Annotated in this window: 20 protein-coding genes and 1 pseudogene; 8 read left to right on the forward strand and 13 right to left on the reverse strand. The window is 59.3% G+C overall.

Annotation, left to right across the window (positions count from 1 at the left end; all coding sequences use genetic code 11):
• The 4 genes from PFAS1_RS02590 to PFAS1_RS02605 form a co-directional block, all read right to left on the reverse strand.
• Entirely contained in the window at window positions 1-3,219 is a 3,219-nt protein-coding gene (locus tag PFAS1_RS02590) for a transporter substrate-binding domain-containing protein (protein ID WP_076028091.1), read from the reverse strand.
• 12 nt (window positions 3,220-3,231) lie between these two features.
• Entirely contained in the window at window positions 3,232-3,858 is a 627-nt protein-coding gene (locus PFAS1_RS02595; RefSeq protein ID WP_076028092.1) for a response regulator transcription factor, read from the reverse strand.
• Between the two features lie 109 nt (window positions 3,859-3,967).
• Window positions 3,968-4,381, reverse strand: coding sequence for a chemotaxis protein CheY (locus PFAS1_RS02600; protein WP_076028093.1), 414 nt, complete (start codon window positions 4,379-4,381; stop codon window positions 3,968-3,970).
• Between the two features lie 149 nt (window positions 4,382-4,530).
• Entirely contained in the window at window positions 4,531-5,013 is a 483-nt protein-coding gene (locus PFAS1_RS02605; RefSeq protein ID WP_076028094.1) for a sigma-70 family RNA polymerase sigma factor, read from the reverse strand.
• Between the two features lie 357 nt (window positions 5,014-5,370).
• Here PFAS1_RS02605 and PFAS1_RS02610 point away from each other — a divergent pair, with 357 nt between their 5' ends.
• The gene (locus PFAS1_RS02610; RefSeq protein ID WP_076028095.1) at window positions 5,371-7,845 is read left to right on the forward strand and encodes a TonB-dependent siderophore receptor; all 2,475 of its coding nucleotides are present in this window, start codon (window positions 5,371-5,373) and stop codon (window positions 7,843-7,845) included.
• Window positions 7,846-7,952: 107 nt separating this feature from the next.
• Here PFAS1_RS02610 and PFAS1_RS02615 read toward each other — a convergent pair whose 3' ends face one another.
• Together PFAS1_RS02615 and PFAS1_RS02620 are read right to left on the reverse strand one after the other, a co-directional pair.
• Entirely contained in the window at window positions 7,953-8,687 is a 735-nt protein-coding gene (locus tag PFAS1_RS02615; RefSeq protein WP_076028096.1) for a thioesterase II family protein, read from the reverse strand.
• Window positions 8,688-8,858: 171 nt separating this feature from the next.
• Window positions 8,859-10,031: an MFS transporter gene (locus PFAS1_RS02620; protein WP_076028097.1), complete on the reverse strand. Its 1,173-nt coding sequence runs from the start codon at window positions 10,029-10,031 to the stop codon at window positions 8,859-8,861.
• Between the two features lie 279 nt (window positions 10,032-10,310).
• On the opposite strand from PFAS1_RS02620, the gene PFAS1_RS02625 reads away from it, so the two are divergent.
• From PFAS1_RS02625 to PFAS1_RS30295, 3 genes and pseudogenes are all read left to right on the forward strand, one after another.
• The gene (locus PFAS1_RS02625) at window positions 10,311-12,137 is read left to right on the forward strand and encodes a glycoside hydrolase family 15 protein (protein ID WP_076028098.1); all 1,827 of its coding nucleotides are present in this window, start codon (window positions 10,311-10,313) and stop codon (window positions 12,135-12,137) included.
• A 169-nt stretch (window positions 12,138-12,306) separates the two neighbouring features.
• Complete coding sequence (locus PFAS1_RS02630) at window positions 12,307-12,696, forward strand: hypothetical protein (protein ID WP_076028099.1); 390 nt, start codon at window positions 12,307-12,309, stop codon at window positions 12,694-12,696.
• 11 nt (window positions 12,697-12,707) lie between these two features.
• A pseudogene (locus PFAS1_RS30295) lies at window positions 12,708-12,806 on the forward strand (alpha/beta hydrolase); the annotation flags it as partial.
• On the opposite strand, the gene PFAS1_RS02635 reads toward PFAS1_RS30295, so the two are convergent.
• Entirely contained in the window at window positions 12,775-13,758 is a 984-nt protein-coding gene (locus PFAS1_RS02635; RefSeq protein ID WP_076028100.1) for a GlxA family transcriptional regulator, read from the reverse strand. The pseudogene PFAS1_RS30295 and the gene PFAS1_RS02635 overlap by 32 nt on opposite strands.
• A 90-nt stretch (window positions 13,759-13,848) precedes the next feature.
• Here PFAS1_RS02635 and inhA point away from each other — a divergent pair, with 90 nt between their 5' ends.
• Window positions 13,849-14,544 carry an isonitrile hydratase gene (gene inhA, locus PFAS1_RS02640; RefSeq protein WP_076028101.1) on the forward strand — a complete coding sequence of 232 codons (696 nt, stop codon included), beginning with the start codon at window positions 13,849-13,851 and terminating at the stop codon, window positions 14,542-14,544.
• Between the two features lie 395 nt (window positions 14,545-14,939).
• Here the strand turns inward: inhA and PFAS1_RS02645 are convergent, their stop codons facing one another.
• Entirely contained in the window at window positions 14,940-15,428 is a 489-nt protein-coding gene (locus tag PFAS1_RS02645) for an SRPBCC family protein (RefSeq protein ID WP_076028102.1), read from the reverse strand.
• A gap of 309 nt (window positions 15,429-15,737) precedes the next feature.
• Here PFAS1_RS02645 and PFAS1_RS02650 point away from each other — a divergent pair, with 309 nt between their 5' ends.
• Together PFAS1_RS02650 and PFAS1_RS02655 are read left to right on the forward strand one after the other, a co-directional pair.
• A complete protein-coding gene (locus PFAS1_RS02650) occupies window positions 15,738-16,136 on the forward strand; it encodes a GFA family protein (protein WP_076028103.1) in 399 nt (132 codons plus the stop codon).
• A gap of 57 nt (window positions 16,137-16,193) precedes the next feature.
• The gene (locus PFAS1_RS02655) at window positions 16,194-16,595 is read left to right on the forward strand and encodes a lysozyme inhibitor LprI family protein (RefSeq protein WP_076028104.1); all 402 of its coding nucleotides are present in this window, start codon (window positions 16,194-16,196) and stop codon (window positions 16,593-16,595) included.
• 129 nt (window positions 16,596-16,724) lie between these two features.
• Here PFAS1_RS02655 and peaD read toward each other — a convergent pair whose 3' ends face one another.
• From peaD to peaA, 4 genes are all read right to left on the reverse strand, one after another.
• The gene (gene peaD, locus PFAS1_RS02660; RefSeq protein ID WP_076028105.1) at window positions 16,725-17,843 is read right to left on the reverse strand and encodes a quinohemoprotein amine dehydrogenase subunit beta; all 1,119 of its coding nucleotides are present in this window, start codon (window positions 17,841-17,843) and stop codon (window positions 16,725-16,727) included.
• A 24-nt stretch (window positions 17,844-17,867) separates the two neighbouring features.
• Window positions 17,868-18,191 (reverse strand): quinohemoprotein amine dehydrogenase subunit gamma, encoded by a 324-nt coding sequence (qhpC, locus tag PFAS1_RS02665; protein ID WP_008145336.1) that lies wholly within the window; start codon window positions 18,189-18,191, stop codon window positions 17,868-17,870.
• A 1-nt stretch (window position 18,192) separates the two neighbouring features.
• Window positions 18,193-19,623, reverse strand: a complete 1,431-nt coding sequence (peaB, locus tag PFAS1_RS02670; protein WP_076028106.1) for a quinohemoprotein amine dehydrogenase maturation protein — start codon at window positions 19,621-19,623, stop codon at window positions 18,193-18,195.
• 81 nt (window positions 19,624-19,704) lie between these two features.
• Window positions 19,705-21,285 carry a quinohemoprotein amine dehydrogenase subunit alpha gene (peaA, locus tag PFAS1_RS02675; RefSeq protein WP_076028107.1) on the reverse strand — a complete coding sequence of 527 codons (1,581 nt, stop codon included), beginning with the start codon at window positions 21,283-21,285 and terminating at the stop codon, window positions 19,705-19,707.
• A 344-nt stretch (window positions 21,286-21,629) separates the two neighbouring features.
• Between peaA and PFAS1_RS02680 the strand changes: the two genes are divergently transcribed.
• A complete protein-coding gene (locus PFAS1_RS02680; RefSeq protein ID WP_074878668.1) occupies window positions 21,630-21,986 on the forward strand; it encodes a hypothetical protein in 357 nt (118 codons plus the stop codon).
• Between the two features lie 50 nt (window positions 21,987-22,036).
• Here the strand turns inward: PFAS1_RS02680 and PFAS1_RS02685 are convergent, their stop codons facing one another.
• Window positions 22,037-22,291: a DUF1652 domain-containing protein gene (locus PFAS1_RS02685; RefSeq protein ID WP_074878670.1), complete on the reverse strand. Its 255-nt coding sequence runs from the start codon at window positions 22,289-22,291 to the stop codon at window positions 22,037-22,039.
• Window positions 22,292-22,425: the final 134 nt, after the last annotated feature.

Consider the following 22,425-nt stretch of genomic DNA (forward strand, 5'->3'; position numbering starts at 1 on the left):
TCAGTCTTGTGTGAGGCTCTGATCCAGGCGCGCCATGGCGTGTTGCAATTGATCGACGGCTTCGTCGATCAACGCCGCGCGCCCTTCGGCGCAGGCACGTTCCAGCTGTTCGCAGCACTCGATCAGACGTTTTGCACGAACCATCCGCGCGCCCCCTTTGATGCGGTGCGCCAGGTCTTGCAGCCGGTGTCGATTGCCAATGACGTGCGCGGTAAGCAGATCATCGCGATCGTAGCGATTGGTCTCGGCCAGTTCGCGCAACAGCTGATTGATCAGCGTCCGGTCTTCACCGACGTAGAGCTCCAGGCCGCTCAAGTCGATTGGGAATGTTGCTTGCTCTTCAATCGGTGCCAGCGGTTCACTGACAAATCGGGAGGCCAGCCAGGCACTCAAGTCTGCCAGCCGGATCGGTTTGAACAGACAATCGTCCATGCCCGCTTCAAGGCAACGGATCTTTTCCTCCGGCTGCGCATTGGCGCTAAACCCCAAAATCAGCGTGGGGGGCAAGCCATGAGCGCGCTCTTCATCGCGTATCGCACCGGCCAATTCATAGCCATTGACCACCGGCATGTTGCAATCGGTGATGACCAAATCGAGTTCATGCTCGCGCCACTTCACAAGACCATGCTCGCCATCATCAGCCTCCAGCACCTGATGCCCCAGGTAACTCAACTGGCGTGAGAGCAACAATCGATTGGCCGGGTAATCGTCGACCACCAGAATCGTCAGCAGCCGAGTGGCCACCTGCAATCCGCTATCGGCGCACTCGCCGCGGGTCAACGGTTGCAACGCAATCAGATCAACGCTGATGTCAACCTGTGTACCCACTCCGAGGACGCTGTCGAGCTGCAATCGACCGCCCATCATTTCGCACAGCGTGCGGCTGATCACCAGTCCCAGACCGGAGCCGTTGTGGCCTGATTGCTGGCTGTTGCCGGCCTGCACGAACGGGCTGAACAGTCGTTGCTGATCGACCGCACTGACCCCGATGCCGCTGTCCTCGATACGCACACTGACGGCCAGATGCCCCGAGATCCCGGGCTCCACTCGCAGTGCCAGACTCACCCCACCTTCACGGGTGAACTTGATCGCGTTGCTCAGCAGGTTGGACAGCACCTGCTTGAAGCGCGTGGGGTCAACCAGCACGTCGCGATCGCTTTGCTCGGCCAATTCGACCCGCCACTGCAAGTTCTTCTGCCGTGCCAGGCCTTCGAAAACCCGGCACACCGACGCCACCAGTGTGCGCAGATTGGCCCGCTCAGGGGTCAGCGACAAATGCCCGGACTCGATGCGGGCGATGTCCAGAATGTCGCCGATCAACGCCAGCAATTGCTGCGCGGCAGTGGACGCCACTTCGATGGCGGAGCGATCAGTGACGCCCTCTTCCGCTCGCTTGAGCGCCAGTTCGAGCATGCCGATCAGGGCATTCATCGGTGTGCGGATTTCATGACTCATGGTCGCCAGGAAGGTGGTTTTGGCGCGGTTGGCGTCGTCGGCGGCGTTCTTGGCCTCCTGCAATTGCCCGAGCAGTTGTTGGCGTTGAGTGATCTGCCGACGCTGCCAGGCAATCCAGGCCAGGGCGAGCAACAGTAAAGCGCCTGCCGCGGCAAACGCCTGGAGAATGCGTTGGCGATGACGCAGCCAGTAGCTGTCATCGACCACCACGTCATTGCTCCAGCGGGCTAACAGCTCATCCATCTCCCGGGGCGAAATGCTCAGCAGTGCCTTGTTCAGAATCGAGTGCAACTCCAGCGCACCACGGCTGGTGGCCAGAGCGATACGCGCCGGTTCATCACCCAAGGTGCTGCTGATCCGCAGACGCTCGCGGTATTGCCGGGTGACCAGATACCGAGCCACGATCAATGAGCTGACGACCCCGTCGGCCTGGCCCTTGATTACCCACTCCATCCCCTGCGCCGGACTCGCCACTTCGACCAGACGTGCAGTGGGCGCCCGAGCGCGGATGAACCCGAACAACGGATGACCGCGATAAATCGCCAGGCGTTTACCGGCCATATCGTCCAGGGTCCTGGGGCTTCCCGGGGTGGTCGCACTGACCAGTACAAACGGATTGTTCAGGTAGGACCGAGTGAAGCGCAGTTCGGCTTCGCGTTCGATACCGGGCGTGACCACCGGCAACACGTCGATCTTGCCGTCCTTGAGTTGCTGGATCTGCTGATCGAGGGAGTTACCCCGCTGCACCTCGAAGGTCAAACCGCTGCGCTGGCTGATCAGCGTCAGCAATTGCGCAGTCAAACCGCTGAGTTGTCCTTGGGCATCGTAAAAAGTCAGCGGTGCGAAGTCCTCGATAACCCCCACTTGCACGGTCGGATGTCGATCCAGCCAACGTTGCTCGCTGGCGCTCAAACGGACTCGCTCTTGACCCGCCATGTTGGCTCTGCCGGCACTCCAGCGCTGCTCGATGGCCGTGCGCTGATCCATGGGAATCGCCGCCAGAGCCTTATCGACAATACTCTTCAGACGTGGGTTACCTCGGCTGAAGGCAAAGCCGAACGGATTGGCGTCCAGGCCGGAAGGCCCCACCAGGCGTACGTTGCTGAGGTAGTTGTTATTGATCAGGTAATTAGCACTGATGAAGTCGCCGAGGTACACATCATCCTGCCCGAACGCCACCGCCCCGATCGCGTCGAGTGCCGAGGGGTAGCGTTGCAAGCTCGCATCGGGATAGTAAGCTTCGACAGTCTGTGCTTGCAGATAGTCATCGACCATGGCAATGCGCTTGCCCGCAAGGTCGACGGGCATCCCGTCGTCCAGGCGGGTCACCAGCATCGGCTGATCTTCGGCATAGGCATCTGATCGGGTCAGCTCGGGGTCAGCCGCCTCAAAGTTGTTGGATGTGCCGAGCAGGTCCAGGCCATCGCGCTTGAGCGCCTCCATGGCCGCCTCGCGCGTGCGATAACGAAGCACGTCGATCTTGACGTGCAGCAACTGCCCCAACAGGGCGGCATAGTCTGCGGTGATGCCTTCCAGCTCATCAACGTTTCGCGTGATCTCGAACGGCGGGTAGTCCGGCCCCGATACTCCAAGGCGCAAGACTCGTTTGCCGCGCAACCACTGCCAGTCTTTTTCATCCAGCCGGACCTGATAATCCTCCACCGCGGAATGTCCCAGCACATGCAAAAGCTTTGGCTCATCGGCGGCCGTCACCGATGCTCCCAGCCCACAGAACAGCAACAGAGCCCACAAACAATCGCGCATGATCGGACTCGCTCAGATCAGATGATTACGCTTGGCAAAATCCCTCAGGTGCACCGCCGATTCCACATTGAGTTTTCCAACCAGACGGGTCTTGTAGGTGCTGACGGTCTTGTGGCTCAAGTGCGTACATTCAGCGATCGCCTTGTTGCTGAAGCCCCGGCACAGATACTGAAGAATCGTCAGTTCCCGGTCGGAAAGCTTATCGATCATCTGTTTTTCACTCAGTTGTATCGTGTTCAGCGCCACCGACGCCGAGGGTAGCTGGGCGAAATAGGTGTAACCGGCCATCACGGCGTGCACGGATCTGTGCAAGTGCTGCAAGTCATTGGACTTGGTGATAAAGCCTGCGGCGCCGGCGTGCATGCAACGATCCTGATAAAACATGGGTTCCTGGGACGTGAAGACCAGTACTCGACAGGGCACCCCACTGGTCTTGATCCGCGCCAGTACATCCAGCCCGTCGAGCGAGGGCATCAGCAGATCCAGTATCACCAGATCAGGCTTGTGTTCGCGGATCTTCGGCAAGACCTCTTTACCACACGCCGCTTCGTATATCCGCTTGAAACCCTCCTGCATCAGTACGATTTTGACTGCGGCGCGAACCACCGGATGATCGTCCACAATCAGCGCTGACTTCATGGCAACTCCTGAGCAACAAAAACGACAATTGAATAATCAATGCCCATACACCCGACCCGGTTGAACGCACCGGCGACGTAAAGACTTTTGCATGGAAAACCAGGCGCAACTACCTGACAGAAATGACAGTACCGACGAACGGTAGCCGAGGATCGATGATTGACATCAACCGCGAAATGGACGCCAGGTCAGGCAGTAGTGTGTGGCTCACCGCCACCTTCTGATGAGCGCAGGCAGGAATGGCCGGCAGTTGCGCCTGCTGACCGTCATAGATCAAGGCGTGATGAACCTGTTGGTTATCAAGAAAGAAATCGAACAGGTTCAATGCCTTGCCCGCCAGCGAGGCATTGATGACCACCAGATCAAATGGCTCGCCACTGTATTCGACCAGGGTCAACAGCTCTTCAAGGCTGTGCACCGGTGCTATCCGGTAATAGTCGAGTTGATTGAACAGTCGCTCGACCTTCATGCGATGAAAATGCAACTCGTCGGCGATCAGGATACGTAAGGCTTTGTTCGACAATGCGGGCCCCCAAGAGGGTATCGAATTCGTGAGGCCGCAAGGCTACGGAAGACTTGTCGATGTTTCTGTAGGACTTTTCCGAAAAGCCAAAACTTACGATTTTCTGTAGGAGCATTACTGTCAGCCAAACCGGCGAACATGGGGCCGGATCAATGGGCATCCCATTGCAACATCCGCACCCGGCAATGCTTCATCGCATTGACGATGTGTTTCTCCACCAGGGCCCGGGAAATGCCCAGGTGTTCGGCGATCTCCGGGTGCGAAAGGCCTTCGATCTTGCGCAGCAGGAAACTCTCGCGGCACAACCGTGGCAATTCTGCCAATGCACGCTGGAGCATCTCCAGGCGTTGGTCGTGATCGAGGCTGTGATGAGGGGATGGGGTGAAGTGGCGCTCTTCGTTGTCGAGCACTTCCAGGGGTTCGACCTGACGCAGGGCATTACGCCGATGGTCGTCGATCACCAGGTTGAGCGCGGTGCGGTACAGAAACGCCCGAGGCTGCTCGATCAGCGTGGCGCTGGAACGCTCCAGAACTCGCAGATAAGCGTCATGCACCACATCTTCGGCGACCTGACGGTTGCCCAGCTTGGCGTTCAAAAAACACACCAGCTCGCGATAGTAGTTTTCCAACATGACTCCCGGCCGCAGGGGTGCGGTTTCTATCCTTGAGCCAGATCGGCGACCACCGAGATAGGCAGTAGCACGATAGTGGCAGCTTGAGGTGCGTAATTTATAGTAATTCTCATATAGATTTAAAGTATTGCTTCGCATTGCCTGACAAATAGTCAAGAACGAGCGGCTGCACGTTGCTTCACCTGTAGGAGCAGCCCCTGCACCGCTCCCTCGCCACAGGGCCGTATACACCCGGTCATTCCATCATTTCGACATTTATTTAACGGGTTTCTTTCCGGTTTTGTGCTCGTGCCGCGTCTAATAATCATTCTTATTAACAAAACTCTGCACAACACTTTTCAGGAGCTCAGGTAAGTAATGCGACCTCAAATACGCCGCACACCACTCGCGTTGGCCGTACAGCGCCCGACATTGCATCGCACCCTGCTCACAAGCGTAATGCTGGCCGCCACCTTGCTGGGGAGCTCGATGGCCAATGCTGCACCTGTAAAAGTGAACATTGCAGGTCAATCGCTTTCCAGCGCGCTGACCGAACTGGGCATGCAGACCCCTCTGCAAATCCTCTACAGCCCGGACCAGGTTGCAGGGATCAAGTCTCGCGCAGTGTCCGGTTCACTTGAACCATCCGACGCCCTCGCCGCCCTGCTCAAAGGCACTGGCATTTCGTTCCAGATCAGCGGCAATACCGTCACGCTGGTAACCGGCGGCGCGAGCCTGCAACTGGGTGCGACCACCATTTCCGGCCAGGCCCTGGGCCTGACCACTGAAGACACCGGTTCCTACACCACCGGCGCCACCACCACCGCGACCAAGTTGCCGCTGACAATTCGCGAAACCCCGCAATCAGTCACCGTAATCACCCGTCAGCAGATGGACGATCGCGGCGTACAAAGCGTTGGCGATGCGTTGCGCAATACCCCCGGCGTCACGTCGCAGAAGTACGACAGTGACCGTACCGAGTTTTCCGCCCGTGGCTTTGCCATCACCAACTTCCAGTACGATGGCGTCAACATCCCCTACGACGGCGTGTACGGTGAGAACCCCAACAACAGCGACGACGCCGCCAGCCTCGACCACATCGAAGTCATCAAAGGCGCCACCGGCCTGATGACTGGCGCTGGCGACCCGTCCGCCACGGTCAACCTGATCCGCAAGAAGCCGACCAAGGAGTTCAAGGCTTCGGTCAGCGCCACCGCCGGTTACTGGGACAACTACCGCACCGAAGGCGACATCTCCGGTTCACTGAACGATTCCGGCAGCGTGCGCGGTCGCTTCGTCGGTGCCCTGCAGGACAAAGATTCGTACACCGACCACTACAGCCAGAAGAAAGACCTGTTTTACGGCGTGCTCGAAGCCGACCTCACCGACGATACCCTGCTGACCCTGGGCGTCGACAAGTCCAGTGCCACCCCGCGCGGCAGCTCCTGGACCGGTAACTCGCCGTACTTCACCGACGGCGGCCGTACCGACTTCTCTCGCAGTTTCAACCCGGGTGCCGACTGGAGCCGTCGTGATTTCGACAGCGTCACCTACTTCTCGTCGCTGGAACAAGCGCTGGCCAATGACTGGAAATTCAAGGCCAGCTTCGACCAGAAAACCACCGATCACGATACCCAACTGGCCTCGGCCAGCGGTGGTTACGCGGACCGCGCCACGGGCGAAGGCAATTTCCTTTACTGGGGTCGCTGGGAAGGTCATCGCGTGCAGAACACCGCAGACGTAAGCGTCTCCGGTCCGTTCTCCCTGGGCGGTCGCGAGCATGAACTGGTAGCCGGCTTCATGGCATCGCACTCGCGCCAGACCGGCTCGACGTACGACACCAGCGCCTTCGAACTGGTGCCGGGCAGCATCTATGACTGGAACGGCAGCCTGCCGAAACAGGACTTCCCGAAAAACGGCAAGTACGAACGCACCCAGAGCCAGAACGGTCTTTACCTGGCCACGCGCCTGCGTCCGACCGACGACCTGTCGTTCATCCTCGGCAGCCGCCTGAGCACCTTCAAGTACAACGAGGATTACTCTTACTTTCCGGGCGGCACCCTCACCGACACTCACGCCAGCTACAAGGAACACGGGGTTGTCACGCCTTACGCCGGTGTGGTCTATGACCTGAACGATACCTATTCGGTCTACGGCAGCTACACCAAGATCTACCAACCTCAGATCAACAAGGACATCAACGGTTCGACCCTGGCACCGGTCGAAGGCGACAGCTACGAAACCGGCCTGAAAGCGGCCTACTTCGAAGGCAAACTGAACGCCAGCCTGGCATTTTTCCGCATCGAGCAGGACAACGTCGCTCAATCGGTCGGCACTGATTTGAATACCGGCGATGGCATTTTCAAAGCCACCGACGGTGCCACCACCAATGGTGTAGAACTGGAACTGGCCGGCGAACTGGCGCAGGACTGGAACGTGTCCGCCGGCTACACCTACGCCCGCACCCGTGACAAGGACGAACAGCGCATCTTCGGTTTCCCGCTGGCCACCAGTAAACCGGAACACGTGATTCGTACATTCACCACTTACCGTCTGCCCGGCGCGCTTGACCAGTTCACCGTCGGTGGCGGTGTCAGCTGGCAAAGCGCGTTTTACGGCCAGAGCTACAGCCCGAACGTGGGCGGTGGCGAGGGCGGCAGCACCATGCTCAAGCAAGGTGGCTACACCCTCGTGGACCTGATGACCCGTTACCAGTACGACGATCACCTGAGCTTCACCGTCAATGCCTATAACATCTTCGACAAGAAGTACCTGACGGGCCTGGGCAACTTCGGCACTACGTTCTACGGCGAGCCGCGTAACATGCAGATCACCGCAAAGTATGATTTCTGAGTGGCGGAGCTGAAATGAAAAATGCCCGTATCGCGAGATACGGGCATTTTTTTGGATACTCCAGTTGTTTAAACGCGGTTCCTGTGGGAGCGAACAGACTCGCTCTGTCAGGCGCTGGCGGCCATGGCGTGCCGCCGATGGTGAACTTCCAGCTGATCCTTGATCAGCCGCAACACCTTGGCCTGGTGCTCATGGATAAAGAAGTGTCCGCCCGCCAGCATGTCCACCGAGAAACTGCCGCGGGTTTCCTCGCTCCAGCCGATCAACTGTTCAGCGGTGGCGCGGTCAGCCTTGCCGCCGAGTACATGGATCGGGCACTTGAGCGCCGGGCGCTGTTGCGGTTCGAAACGGCCGCACAAAAGAAAGTCCGCGCGCAGCACTGGCAGCGTCAGGCTCATCAGTTCTTCGTTGGCCAGCACCTCTTCACTGGTGCCGTTGAGGGTGCGCAATTGCTCGATCAATTCGGCATCGGTTTTCGGTTCGGCAAAACCCCGGTCGTAATCGGCCCGCATCGTCGGTGCAGCCGTACCGGAAGCGAACAGCGCCACCGGTTCCGGGCAGCCCAGCGAGCGAAACGCATGGGCCATCTCACAGGCGAGCAACGCGCCAAGACTATGCCCGAACAGCGCGTACGGCGTCTTGAGCGTGGCTTTTTGTTCCTGCGCGAGTTGCAGCGCCAGGCGTCGCATGTCGGTGTGCAAGGGTTCGCCAAACCGGGCGCCACGCCCCGGCAACTCCACGGGTTGCAGCTTGAGCCACTCCGGCAGTTTGCGCCGCCAGCGGCTGTAGACCATGGCACTCGCGCCCGAATAGGGCAGGCAGAGCAATGTCAGCTGGGTCACCGGGCGCACCTCGAAAAGTTGTCTGTATAGATGAACGGATGAACGCCGAAGGGAATTAGTCATACACATCCCCCTGTAGGAGTGAGCCTGCTCGCGATAGCGGTGTGTCAGTCACCATCAAGTTGACTGACACACCGCTATCGCGAGCAGGCTCACTCCTACAGGGATTCTTTATTTCAAGTGGCGGAAGCTCTGGACCGCCGAACCGAGCACCACCGCGCCAGCCGCAATCGCCACCCAGAACCCGCTGCGCGCGCCGAACGCATCCACCAGCCAGCCGGAACTGGCCGCGCCGATCGCCACGCCAATGCTCAACCCGGTGACCAGCCAGGTCAGGCCTTCCGTGAGTTTGGCCGGTGGCACGATGCGCTCCACCAATGCCATCGCCACAATCAGCGTCGGCGCAAAGAACAGCCCGGAGACAAACACCGCCAGCGACAGCCCGAGGATGTTCGTCGCCAGCAACAACGGCAACGTGGTCACCGCCGTCGCCACCCCGCCATACAGGAACAGTTGCGGCAGCGGCAGTTTCGAGCGCAACGCCCCAAACGCCAGCCCCGCCAGGCAAGAGCCGATGGCATACACCGACAACACAATGCTTGCCGCCGCCGGCTGGCCCTGCTGCTGGGCGAACGCCACGCTGACCACATCCACCACACCGACGATGGTGCCCATGGCGACCATCAGCAGCATCAGCAACTGAATCTCGCTGGAACGAATGATCGAGCCCTGATGATGCTCTTCATGGGGATGAATCGCCGGCTCGGTGTCACGTTGCAGCACAAACGCCGTCACGCCGATCGCCAGCATCAGCAACGCCGCCAACGGCCCCGCCTCGGGGAACGCCACCACGCACAGCCCCACCGACAGTGGCGGCCCGACGATAAAACAGACCTCATCCAGCACCGACTCCAGCGCATAAGCGGTTTGCAGTTCAGGCTGGCCGCGATACACCTCGGTCCAGCGCGCACGCACCATCGCCGACATGCTCGGCATGCAACCGGCCAGCGCTGCGAACACAAACAACGTCCAGTTCGGCGCCTGCAAGCGCGTGCAAAGCAACACCAGCAGCAACGCCCCGCCACCGATCAGCGCCGAGACTGGCAAAATCCGACGCTGCCCGAAACGGTCAACCAGCCGCGAAACCAGCGGCGCACAAAACGCTGTGGCCAAGGCAAACGTCGCCGCCACGGCGCCGGCCAATCCATACCCGCCCTGCAACTGCGAGAGCATGGTGATCAGGCCGATGCCGGTCATGGAAATCGGCATCCGCGCGATCATCCCGGCCAGCACAAAGGCGCTGCTGCCTGGGGCTTTGAACAGTTCGCGATAGGGGTTTGCCATAAGTGCAGGTCTCAACAAGGGCCTGCAAGTTGCCATAAGCTTGATTGAGGGGAAAGCAGGCAATTGTTGGTTGAATGTGAAGCCGCTACCCCGTGACCTGATCGTTCCCACGCTCTGCGTGGGAACGCCTCAGAGCGACCCTGGCTGCATTCCCACGCAGAGCGTGGGAACGATCAGGTGTCAGGTGACGAAACTTTCAGGGTTCGGCGTGAACTCTCATCACCGCCCGCCGGTCAGCTAGTTAAGCCCTCGCCACAAGGCTCCCGGAGTTTCGCGCCAATGGCTGATCATCATCCCGAACGACAAAGCGCTATCGATGCCCATGGCATCATCGGCGACATGCGCAGCGCGGCACTGGTCAATGACAAGGGCAGCGTGGATTTTTTCTGCTGGCCGGAATTCGACAGCCCGTCGATCTTCTGCTCGTTGCTGGATACCCCCGAGGCCGGGATATTCCAGCTGTTCCCGGACTTACCCGACGCTCGCCGCGAACAGATTTACCTGCCCGACACCAATGTGCTGCAAACCCGCTGGCTCAGCGACCGCGCCGTCGTCGAAGTCACCGACTTGCTGCCCATCGGCGACAGCGAAGATGACACGCCGATGCTGATGCGCCGGGTGCGTGTGGTCAGCGGCCAGGCAACGTTCCACATGCGCTGCGCCGTACGTCATGACTACGCTCGCGCCAAGACTCGCGCCCGCATGGATGAAGAAGACGTGACCTTCGAGGCCGCCAATCAACCGTCCCTGCGCCTGTCTTCGGATCAGGTTTTACGCATCGATGGCCATGCCGCTGTCGCCGAATTCACCCTCGAACAGGACCAGAGCGCCGAATTCCTGCTCGGCGGTATCGACGACCCTCGGTTCAAGGAAGGCGTCGCCGCGATCTGCCTGGAACGCACCCTGAAGTTCTGGCGCGACTGGATCGGCCAATCCAACTATCGCGGCCGCTGGCGGGAAATGGTCAATCGCTCGGCCCTGGCGCTGAAGCTGCTGACCTCACGCAAACACGGCGCAATCCTCGCCGCCGCGACCTTCGGCCTGCCGGAAACGCCTGGCGGCGAACGCAACTGGGATTACCGCTACACGTGGATCCGCGACGCTTCGTTTACGGTCTACGCGTTCATGCGCCTGGGCTTCGTCCAGGAAGCCAACGATTACATGCGCTGGCTGCGCGGTAGGGTCAGTGACTGCCAAGGCAAATCGATGAAGCTCAACATCCTCTACGCCATCGACGGCCGTCAGGAGTTGCCGGAATTCGAACTCTCGCACCTCGCCGGCCATGGCGGCGCAACACCGGTACGGATCGGCAATCAGGCTTACGATCAGGTCCAGCTCGACATCTTCGGCGAGCTGATGGACGCGGTGTACCTGGTCAACAAATACGGCGACGCCATCTCCCATGAAGGCTGGAAACACACTATAGAAGTGGTCGATCAGGTCTGCGAAACCTGGGAGCAACAGGACGTCGGCATCTGGGAAATGCGCGGCGAGCAGCATCACTTTCTGCACTCTCGGTTGATGTGTTGGGTGGCACTGGACCGGGCCATTCGCCTCGCCTCCAAACGCTCACTGCCCGCCCCGTTCGCCCGCTGGGATGAGACCCGACAAGCGATCTACGCGGATATCTGGGGGAATTTCTGGAACGAGGAGCGCGGGCACTTCGTCCAGCACATTGGCGGTACCACGCTGGATGGCTCGATGCTGCTGATGCCATTGGTGCGCTTCGTCAGCGCCAAAGACCCGCGCTGGCTCGCGACCCTCGACGCCATCGAAAAGCATCTGGTACGCGACGGCATGGTTTACCGCTATCGCAATGATCACGCCCGGATCGACGGCCTCGACGGCACCGAAGGCGCCTTCGCCGCGTGCTCATTCTGGTACGTCGAATGCCTGGCCCGCGCCGGACGGGTGGAAAAGGCGCACCTGGAATTTGAACAATTGCTGAGGTACGCCAATCCGCTGGGGTTGTACGCCGAAGAGTTCGACAGCCATGCGCGGCATCTGGGCAATACGCCGCAAGCGCTGACGCATTTGGCACTGATCAGTGCGGCGTGTTTCCTGGATCGGAAATTGAGTGGGGAGAAGAGTTTCTGGCAGCCTTGAGGCCGTGTCGCCACAGGTTTTGTGTAGGCCAAGGCCTGACATTTCATAAACAACACCCGCGTTCACTTCCAGAAAATCCTTTGTTGCCAGCCGTTACATCCCCCCCTACCATCGACCACCAACGGGTACAGCGGAGCTGTCCAATAAAACCCGAATTCAAGGAACCCGAATGTCCCAGCGCATCCACCGCAGCATCGACACCCCACTCAGGTCCGGCCTGAACCGCGACGAATTGTGGGAAGCCCACGACAAAGGCCTGATCAAATGCTGGGAAATCGGCCGCCAACGCGCCGCCCGTTTCCCCGAACTCGCCCAACGCTGCCTTGCCGGCGAACTGCCGGTGCTGGGCTGGAAAGGCGGCGTCAGCCGCAGCCTGAAAAAACTCGAAAAATACGGATCCCTCAAGTACCTCGCCCAGTGGCAGGGGTTGCGCGGGGAAGATCTGGATATCGATTTGAGTGCGGAACGGGCGTTGACCTGTTCGCGGACCAACATGGTGGTGACGTTTACGCCGGATCGGTCGAAATACTTCAATCAGGTGGCGGAAATCGAAGCCTAGGAAAAACAGGCGAAGACATCGCCCACTTCACCGGCGGGGTCGGGCATCACATTCCCGAAGAAGCGCCCGAGGCAACGGTCAAGGCATTACTGGATCTGCTGGAAGGCTGACGCTGAAACGCTCGCGATAGGCCTGCGGGGTCACGCCCATGGCCCGCAGAAAACTGCGGCGAAGCGTCTCTTCGCTGCCGAATCCACATTGCACCGCCACCCGTTTGATCGGCACGCCGGTATCGCTGAGCAAACGCCGGGCGGTCTCGACCCGAATCAGTTCGATGGCCCGGGCCGGCGTCTGGCCGGTGTCGGCGCGGTAATGGCGGACGAAACTGCGTTCGCTCATGCCGGCCTGCAAGGCCAAGGTCGGGATGCCCAGATCCTTGGTGAGGTTTTCGCTGATCCAGGCATGAAGTTCGTCGAAACGGTTGCCTTCCTTTTGCAAAGAGAGGGTGACGCTGAACTGCGACTGGCCGCCGGGGCGTTTCAGGAATACCACCAGTTGCCGGGCGACTTCCAGGGCCATTGTGCGACCGAGATCCTCTTCGACCATGGCCAGCGCCAGATCGATACCGGCAGTGACACCGGCCGAAGTCCAGACCGGGCCGTCATTGATGAAAATCGGATTGGGTTCAACCTGTAGCCGCGGATGCTGCTGCGCCAACTGCTCGCAACGGCTCCAGTGAGTGACCACCCGCCGGCCATCGAGCCAGCCGCTGGCCGCCAGCAAAAATGCCCCGGTACACACCGACGACACCCGCCGGCAACCCGCCGCGTGTTTACGTATCCAGGCGACCAGCGGTTCATCCCGCGCCGCGTCGTAAACGCCCCAGCCACCGGCAATGATCAACGTGTCACTGGCCACTTCGGGCAACGGTTCGGCCAACAGCGCCAGCCCCGCCGACGACATCACCGCCCCGCCGCCGCGGGCAATCACCGTCGGCGCATAAGGTGGCGGAAAACCTTGCTGGCGGGAAATATCGTTGGCCGAAGCGAACACCTGCAACGGCCCGGTGACGTCGAGCAATTGCACATTGGCAAAGGCGAGCACGTGAATGGTTTTCGACATGATTGGCGTAATTCGTGGGGTTATTGGCGTATGCGCCAAATCCTACGAGCCTAAAGTGAAGTCGTCCACCCACCTCATGAGAAAAATGCCATGACGTTGCAGATCGGTTTTCTGTTGTTTCCACAGGTTCAGCAACTGGACCTCACCGGCCCTTACGACGTACTGGCCTCGCTGCCGGACGTGAAGGTGCATTTGATCTGGAAGGACCTGATGCCCGTTACCGCAAGCACGGGCCTGGTGCTGAAACCGACCATCACGTTCGACGACTGCCCGCCGCTGGATGTGATCTGCATTCCTGGCGGCGCTGGCGTCGGGCCGTTGATGGAGGATGAACAGACGCTGGCCTTCATCCAGACGCAAGCAGCTAACGCGCGTTATGTCACGTCGGTGTGTACCGGCGCGCTGGTGCTGGGTGCAGCGGGTCTGTTGAAAGGCAAACGCGCCACCACCCACTGGGCCTATCACGAATTGTTGGCGCCTTTGGGGGCGATCCCGGTGAAGGATCGGGTGGTGCGCGACGGCAATCTTCTAACCGGTGGCGGGATCACGGCGGGCATCGATTTTGCCCTGACCCTGGCCGCGGAGCTGTTCGATAAGGACACGGCTGAGCTGGTGCAGTTGCAGCTCGAATACGCCCCGGCACCGCCGTTTACCTCGGGCAGCCCTGAGACGGCCCCGGCCAGCGTGCTGGAGGAAGCCCGCGAACGCGCCGCCGGGTCGTTGAAACTGCGCTCGCAAATCACTGCGCGTGCAGCGTCGAAACTCGATCAGCTGTCAGCACACTGATCCATCCCGGCCGGCAGCCAAGGCCTGGCTGCCGGTCCTACAGGGTGCAGCTTTCGACAGGCGAAAAAAAACCCGCCGAAGCGGGTTTCCCAAGACCATTACGACTCCCTGTCGGCAGCGATTCCTTGCTTATGGTCGATCATCCGTGATCCCGAGCACTTCCTGTGCTTCGGTTGATGAGGCTAGATTACGCTTAGGATCCAATATGCAATAGACGACATAGCTACCATCGCGTGTAGGACATTCGCTATATCCACCCTTCCGAAAACCCTTAGACGGGTAAGGTTTCAGGCGTTGAAGCCGCGAATTTAGCGGCTTGCAGCGAATATTCAGCCGCCAAAGTGTGTATCTCGAGAAACGACCGGCGTTTCAGCCACCATTCGAACATGCAGCCATCACTCCGACTGACGCTCGCGTTCCTTGGCATTGACCTTGAGAAATTCTTCGATATTGCTCATCTGCTCATCCCAGCCGCGACTGTCCATGCGGAACGCCTTGAGCCGGCGCGCCTGAGGGATGTGATCGAAACCGGATTCGGTAACCTTGAGCAAGGTGCCTTCATCCATGTCTTCGAGCTCGAACTTCACCAATGTGGTGGGTTCCTGGGAGTAATCGATATCGGGCTCGATCGCGTACGGATGCCAGCGAAACGAAAACACCCGTTCCGGCTCGACCCGCTCCACCAGTACGTTCCACAGCAAGTGCTCATAACCCGGGTACGTAATTTGCCCCTGGGTCCATTCACCGGCGACAAAACGCTTGCCCTCCAGCGCCACGCCAAACCACTGTCCGAAGGCTTCGGCATTGGCCAGCACACGCCATACCTGCGAGCGCGGCGTTTTGAGCAGGATCTTCCTTTCGATGCGATCTGATGCTGGATTCATAAGTCACCTCCTGTACTGAACAGTAGGCCTGTAAGACCACAAGACCAACCCTAAAGTTGTATCAATCGGGTATCGCAATCAACCCTACCTGAAATATTCGGCTGCATTTCAAGGTGTAAGTTCTTTCGTGAAGACGAAACTCAGCGCCCGAAACTGCTAACGTTCCGGACGACGTTGACTCAGACAAGGACGATTCATGCAGCTTTCACTTGCACGGTTGGCTGTAGAAGCTGCGTTGGCGCTACGATATCGAAGCCACGGCTGACGCTTTGCTGCCGGTAGCCACCCTCACGCAATCAGGAGTACGCGATGAATAGCCTGCATGGCAGCTGTTTGTGCAAAGCCATCGAGTACGAACTCGATAGCCTCGACATGCCCATCAGTCATTGCCACTGCCAAACCTGTCGCAAGGCACACGCGGCGGCATTCGCCTCGACAGCCGGGGTCATGCGCGAACATTTTCGTTGGACCAAAGGCCAGGACCGCCTGAGCAGCTACGAATCGTCACCGGGCAAGCTTCGGCATTTCTGCTCGGTCTGCGGTTCACACTTGATGGCTGAACGCTTGGCCCAACCCCACGTCATTATTCGTGTGGCGACGCTGGACGATGATCCGAAAATGACGCCTCAGGCGCATATCTGGACGACACATGACGTGCCGTGGCTTGCCTATGAATCGATTAAAAAATGCCCTGAATGGCAAACATAGAGCGCCGGATACGGCACATAACTGCATCCCAACTTACCTGTCACAGCGAGAATCCCCATGCACCCACGCTTTCTCCTGGCGCTGACGCCTCTGCTGTTCACTACTGCCGCTTATGCTGTGGACTGCGACAACGCCACCGATCAAGCGACGATGAATCAATGTGCGGCACAGCAGCACAAGACGGCGGACAAGGAGTTGAATGCGCTTTACCAGCAGATCAATGAGCGACTGAAGAGTAACCCCGACAGTAAAAAGCTGCTGATCGGGGCGCAGCGTTCGTGGATTGCGTTTCGGGATGCCGAGTGCAAGTTCTCGAGCGCCGGGGTCGAAGGCGGGAGTGTGTATCCGCTGATCTACAGCAATTGCATCACTGAGTTGACCAAGGCGCGGGTTGAGACTTTCAAGAATTATCTGAAGTGTCAGGAGGGGGATTTGAGTTGCCCGGTGCCTGGGGCTTGATGTCCGGGCGTCTGTGAGGGCCTCTTCGCGAGCAAGCCCGCTCCCACATTCGACCGAGTTCTTTCAGAAAGAAAACAGTTGAATGTGGGAGCGGGCTTGCTCGCGAAAGCGTCCTCACAAGCGAAGCAATTACCGGACAAATACCTGCGCGGTGGTGATCGCCATATCCCCACCCGGCAACTTGATGCTGCCGATCTGCTTCAGGCTATCGGCATCAAAGATCGCCACATCGTTAAACGTCCCCGACAGATAAATCTTGCTGCCGTCCTTGTTGAACGAAATGCAGTAGTAGGAATGATCCAGCGTCGCCGCCTGAAGCATTTTCTTCTCCTTGATGTCGTACTTTGCCAGACGGTTGAGCACGCCGAACATCAGGTTCGGTTCCTTCGGCGAGCGCATGCCGCTGAAGTAGATTTCCGTCAACGGGCCGAAGTCGGTGGTTTCGGTCTTGCCGGTTTTCAGGTCGATGCTGAACAGCCCGTAGAGGTACTCGGCAGTCGCTGGATCCTGCTTCTTGTCCTTGAATTTCGCCGCAGTGTAGAGCAGCGAAAAATCATGCCGGTAGGTCTGCTGGTTCCACACGTAGAGCACGTCCGGCGCGCTGTAGTTCGGGCGTTTCCAGTGGCGACTGGGGATCAGCACGTCGAACTTTCCGGTCTTCACATCGACCTTGTAGACATCCGCCCCGGCCACGTACAGCGTACCGTCGTCCCCACTCTGCATGATGGTCAACTGTCGTGGCGCCGGGAAACTGCGCACGGGTTTGGCATCCATGCCGGCATCGGTGGCGTACACATCGAGGCGCGGTTGCTGCACTTCGTAGCGATCATTGAGCATCAACGTCGGGTTGGCGATGGTGAACAGTTCCTTGCCGTCATGACTGACGGTGAAGGCGAACATCGACCTGGCTTTCTCCCCCGGTTTCTGGGTGATGCTGGCGTGGAACACCTGCTTGCAGCTGTCCAGTTCAACGCCGTAGACATCCGCGTAGTGATTGTTCAACACGTAGGCGGTCTTGCGGTCCGGCGACAACTGAACGGTGCCGGGACCGAAGGCGTCCGGCATCTTGCAGGTCTTCAACAACGTGTCCGTGGCCAGGTCGATCACGTGCAGATTGTTTGGGTAATTGGTGGTCACCATGTACTCGTGACCGCTTTGCAGGGCGGTGTTTTCATCGGCCAGAACGTTGAGCGAACAGGCGCTCAGGACGGCGAATGCGGCCAGGCCGCAGGCTGTGATGCGATGCATGCTGGAATCCTTTTTTCTGTCCGATTATTTGTCTTTGGGAAAGACAGTCCCGAGGTTGCGCCAGTTCTCATTGGACGCCTGGGCATCCTTGTTCCAGTCCGGGTAGGTGCTCATCATGTCGGGCACCTGGGCCGGCCACCAGCACGGGTCGGAGCAGCCATAAAGGTCGGCTTCCATCGGCTGGCACAGCGACGACACACCACCAAAGGCGTCGATTTCCCAACCCGGGTCGGTGGTCGAGGCGCAGCCGGCGACGGAACTCATCGCCACCACTTCTTCGATACGGTTCTCGGCCGCGGCCTCATCCAGTTTCAGCGCTTTGTTATTGATTGCCTTGAGATGTTTCATATCAGTGAGCCTTGCGCGGAGTGATGTAGCTGCTGATAAACGCAGGGTTGTGGGCCATGATCCGGGTGTAGACCTCGATGCCGAAGTCGACCCAGTCACGCATCAGTTCGCAGTAGTGATAGGTCGGGTGGGTCGGGTCGCCGTAACGTGCGTAGCTCTCGTGGTAGCAGCCGCCGGAGCAGAGGTTGCGGATCTGGCAGTCCTCGCAACCCGTGTTGGTGCGGTCCAGGCGCTGCGACAGGAAGTCGTTCAACTCCACCTGTTTCACCCCGCTGTGGACGTTGCCAAAAGTAGGCAAGGAAGAGCCGGTAAAGCGGTGGCACAGGTTCAATTCACCTTTGTGATCGACCGCCAGCATCTTCAGGCCCGCGCCGCACGGCAGGGCTTTTTTGTGGCCTTCGTGGATGTCGGTGATCAGCTGGTGCAGGTTGGAGAAACCGATATTGCGATGCTCCAGCGCCGCTTCCAGATAACGCCGGCCGAGTTTCTTCATGTTGGCGAAGACTTCGATCAGTTCGTCGCTGGACAGGTTGAAAGTGCTGATGTCGCCGGAAGTCACCGGGGCAAACCCGACTTCGGCAAAACCCAGTTCGTTGAACAGGTGATCCCAGATGGTTTCAACGTCGGTAACGCCGGTAGTCAGGGTCACACGGGCACCGACCGGACGACTGTTGTAGCGCGACAGCAGCATTTCAGCCTTGCGCCGCACCACGTCGTACGTGCCCTGCCCGCCCACCGTGATGCGGTTGCGGTCGTGCACGGTTTTCGGTCCGTCGATACTGACTGACAGGCCAAAACGGTGGGCGTTGAGGTAGTCGACGGTCTCTTCCGTGAGCAGCGTCGCGTTGGTGGTCATGACGAACTCGACGAACTTGCCCGCCTCGCGGAAACGCTTCTCGCAATAGTCGACCATGTACTCGATCAGCTTGCGATTGCTCAGCGGCTCCCCGCCGAAAAACACCACGGTGAAACGCTCTTCGTCCGGCGATTCACGCAGCAGCATTTCCACCGAGGCGACCGCGGTTTCGACGTCCATTTTCTTGCCGGCCGACGGCTTGTCCAGGTCTTCCTTGTAGCAGTAGGTGCAGCTCAGGTTGCAGCCGGTATTGACGTTGAGCACCACGGTATTGATCGCGGTGCGCTCGACCCGTTTGGTGCCTATGTCCGGGGTCAGCGGCGAGCCGTCGCTGACCAGTTCCAGGGCCATCAGCTCACGCAAGGTCTCGGTGATTTCCTCGCCGTTGAAGCGCGCGGCCAAGCGCTGGATCAGGTCGTCCGACGAACAGCCGGGACCGCGTAAGGTATCGATGATGGTGCCGGTCAGCTCATCGCTGGCGAACAGCGAACTGCTGGGAATGTGAAACAGCATGCGGTCGGCATCGACGTGCACTTCGTGCAGATTCCGCTCGACCAGATTCAAAATAGCGCCCATTGCAACCTCCTGTGCAAACCCCGTTCTACGGGGCTCGCGGTCATTCCAAAAAAGTGTCTGAAACCCTGCAAATCAGCCAACTCATGGAATGGGTGGATTGTTCCAGCGTTGCACGGTGACGATCATGTGGCCTTCGCCGGTCAGGGATTTCCCTGCATCGTCGACGGCGGCGATCACCTTGAGATTGCCGGCATTGTTGGTGGACATTTTGCGCTGCGGGTTTGGCCCTGCATCGCCCGGTGTGAACACACCGCTGTCAGCCTGCATGGTGCCGGCGAACTTGACGTCCTCGTCTTCCTTGGCGCGGTCGTCGAACGCTTCGACCGACCACTGCGCCGGGAACACGCCGATGCGATACGGCTTGCCGTCGGCGCCCTTACCCCAGGCTTCGGCATCGAAACGGCCCTGGACTTTCGGCGTCGAACCGCCGCCGTCGCCGATCCGCGCCACCGAGAATTCGGGCACGACTTTGACTTCGGCGATCTTGCTGTAGACCGACAGGGTCGGACCTTTCAGCGTGCCGACGGTGACGTTGCGCAGACCCGGTTGAGCATTGGCCGCAGCCTTGAGCTTGACGCGCAGGCGCTCTGGACTTTGCTCCAGTACTTCGACCACTTCCACGCCTTTGCCGAAGTCCGGTTTGCCGGAAAGACCGCTGCCGATCAGAGTGACTTCAGTTTCAGCGCCAGCCTTCAGGTAACCCGGCTGCACCGCCAGCAAACGGCTGCTGCCCTGCTTGGCGGCGACGAAATCCAGGCCACGCTCGTCGTGCTCGGCCTCGAACATCCGGCCCTGCATCGCGTTGCCCTGGGCGGCGAACACCTGGCGCATGGTCACGCCGTCGATGGTCACATTGCCGCGCCATTCGTAGCCGGTGTAGAGAATCGCGCTGCCATCGCCGTTGAACGGACTGCCATCGGCGTATTGGCCTTTGACGCTGACCTTGAACGTGTCGCTGCCATCAGCCGTGACGCTCATCACGCCGGCCAATTCACCCTTGCCTGGCAAGTGGCCGCTGAAGCTCCAGTCGCCCACCAGCGCCTCGGCTTTCGGCGCGCTGCTCTGCCACTTTTTCCAGGCTGGATTGTCCAGCGGATAACGCTTGGCCAACAGCGGCACCATGTCTTTGCGAGCCAGGTCGAACCAGTCGCGGTCGCGAGACAGTGCCTGGTATTCCAGGGACGGCCATTGGCCGAGGTGGAAGTTCACCAGACGCTCCCATTCCTGAGCCGGGCGCCGTTGCAGGGCGACCCGCGCACCGGAGTGGCAGCGGCCACACATCTGGCTGGTCTGGTCGTCGAATTTCTCGACGGTATTGAGGCGACGTTCCAGCGCGTAACGCACACCATCGGTTTCGCTTGGGGCCAGGCCCTGGGTGTCGGCCAGGTATTTGACCAGGGTGCGGCGGTCGTCATCGCTGATCTGCAAACCGTGCATGATCTGCATCCGGGCGATGCTCATCAGCCAGCCTTCCGGCGTTTTGCGCTGGTGACTGATGCGGCTCAGGGCGTTATCGGCTTCGGGGGTATGACAGCCCTGGCAGGTTTCCTTGAGGATGGTCTGGGCGTCGCGGGCTGCCAGGCTGTAAGGCGAATGCAGCGCCACACAGGCGGCCACGGCCAGCAGACTGGCACTCAGGCCTGATCGGAGTTTTCTCTTCATCAACGTCGAACCTCGCACGGTGCTTTCTTATTGTTGTGGCTTATCGTTTTTATGGTTTCTGCCGTCGGCGGCGCACCGCTGACGGAGGCAAGAGAAACGTCTGCAATGAGCAATACACGGAGCGTGCCAGCTTGATGATTGGCTTTTAAATCAAGTGGTTATGAAAAAACAACGACGTTGCGATAACGCTGGACGTGATTACCTGCGTCTAATATCGCGACACGTGTTGCAGTCTGAGACAAGCATAGATGGCACGATTGGAACAGCTCATCGGCCGACGATTGACGTCGCTCCCCTGCAAGCGCGAAATGGTCGTTCACCGGTTGCCACCAGGGGATAAGAAAATGGCAAGCATCACTGTCCTGGCGGGGGACTTTCTGCAAGGTGATGGAGAGTACAGAGACGGCGTTTTCACCCTCAGAACGTCGCTTCACCCATGGCCGGGCATTACCCTCCCGCTCTCATCGTTCAAGCGTGTGGAAGTGGCCAATGAGGATTCGATCAACAACATCAAGGATGCCATTGGCTTTGGCGTGGCCGGGGCCATGCTGTTGGGGCCCATCGGCGCAATTGCCGGATTCATGCTGGCGGGCAAGGAAACCGAGGTGACCTTTCTGGCGACACTCAAGGACGGTAGAAAACTACTGGCTGCCGTGGATGGCGACACGTTCGAAGAAATTTCCCGGAAGTTTGCAGCTTGATCAATCGGCGCGGGCCGCACCGTCTTACAACGGTGCGGCGTGACGCCGGTTCAAGTGTTAAAGGTGGGGTGAATGCCTTTGTGCACGTCGATCTCGTGCCGCATGTCTGCTACCAGCGACGCGATTGCATGAGGACTGTCCAGCGTCCACAGCGGAACATGGGTGGCCACCAGGTCCACTTTGCCGGTCATGCAATCACAGACCCGAATCGTCAAGGACTGGTCTGCCTCCATGTGGCAGGTACAAACGGACGGCAGAAAGCTGTGTTCAATGATGTTTTGAATTTCCAGTGTTGAAAGGAACATCGATACCTCCCTCACGCCAGATGTATTGCCGGATGAACGGTCCGTCACTTCACCCACCGATCCAGAAAATCTTAATCCTCAATAATCGACACCTCAAGGTCGCCACCCGGTTGCTCGTCGTCTCATAGCTGTCG

Origin of the sequence: Pseudomonas frederiksbergensis (genome assembly GCF_001952935.1) — a bacterium.
In the GTDB taxonomy this organism is placed as follows: Bacteria; Pseudomonadota; Gammaproteobacteria; order Pseudomonadales; family Pseudomonadaceae; genus Aquipseudomonas; species Aquipseudomonas frederiksbergensis.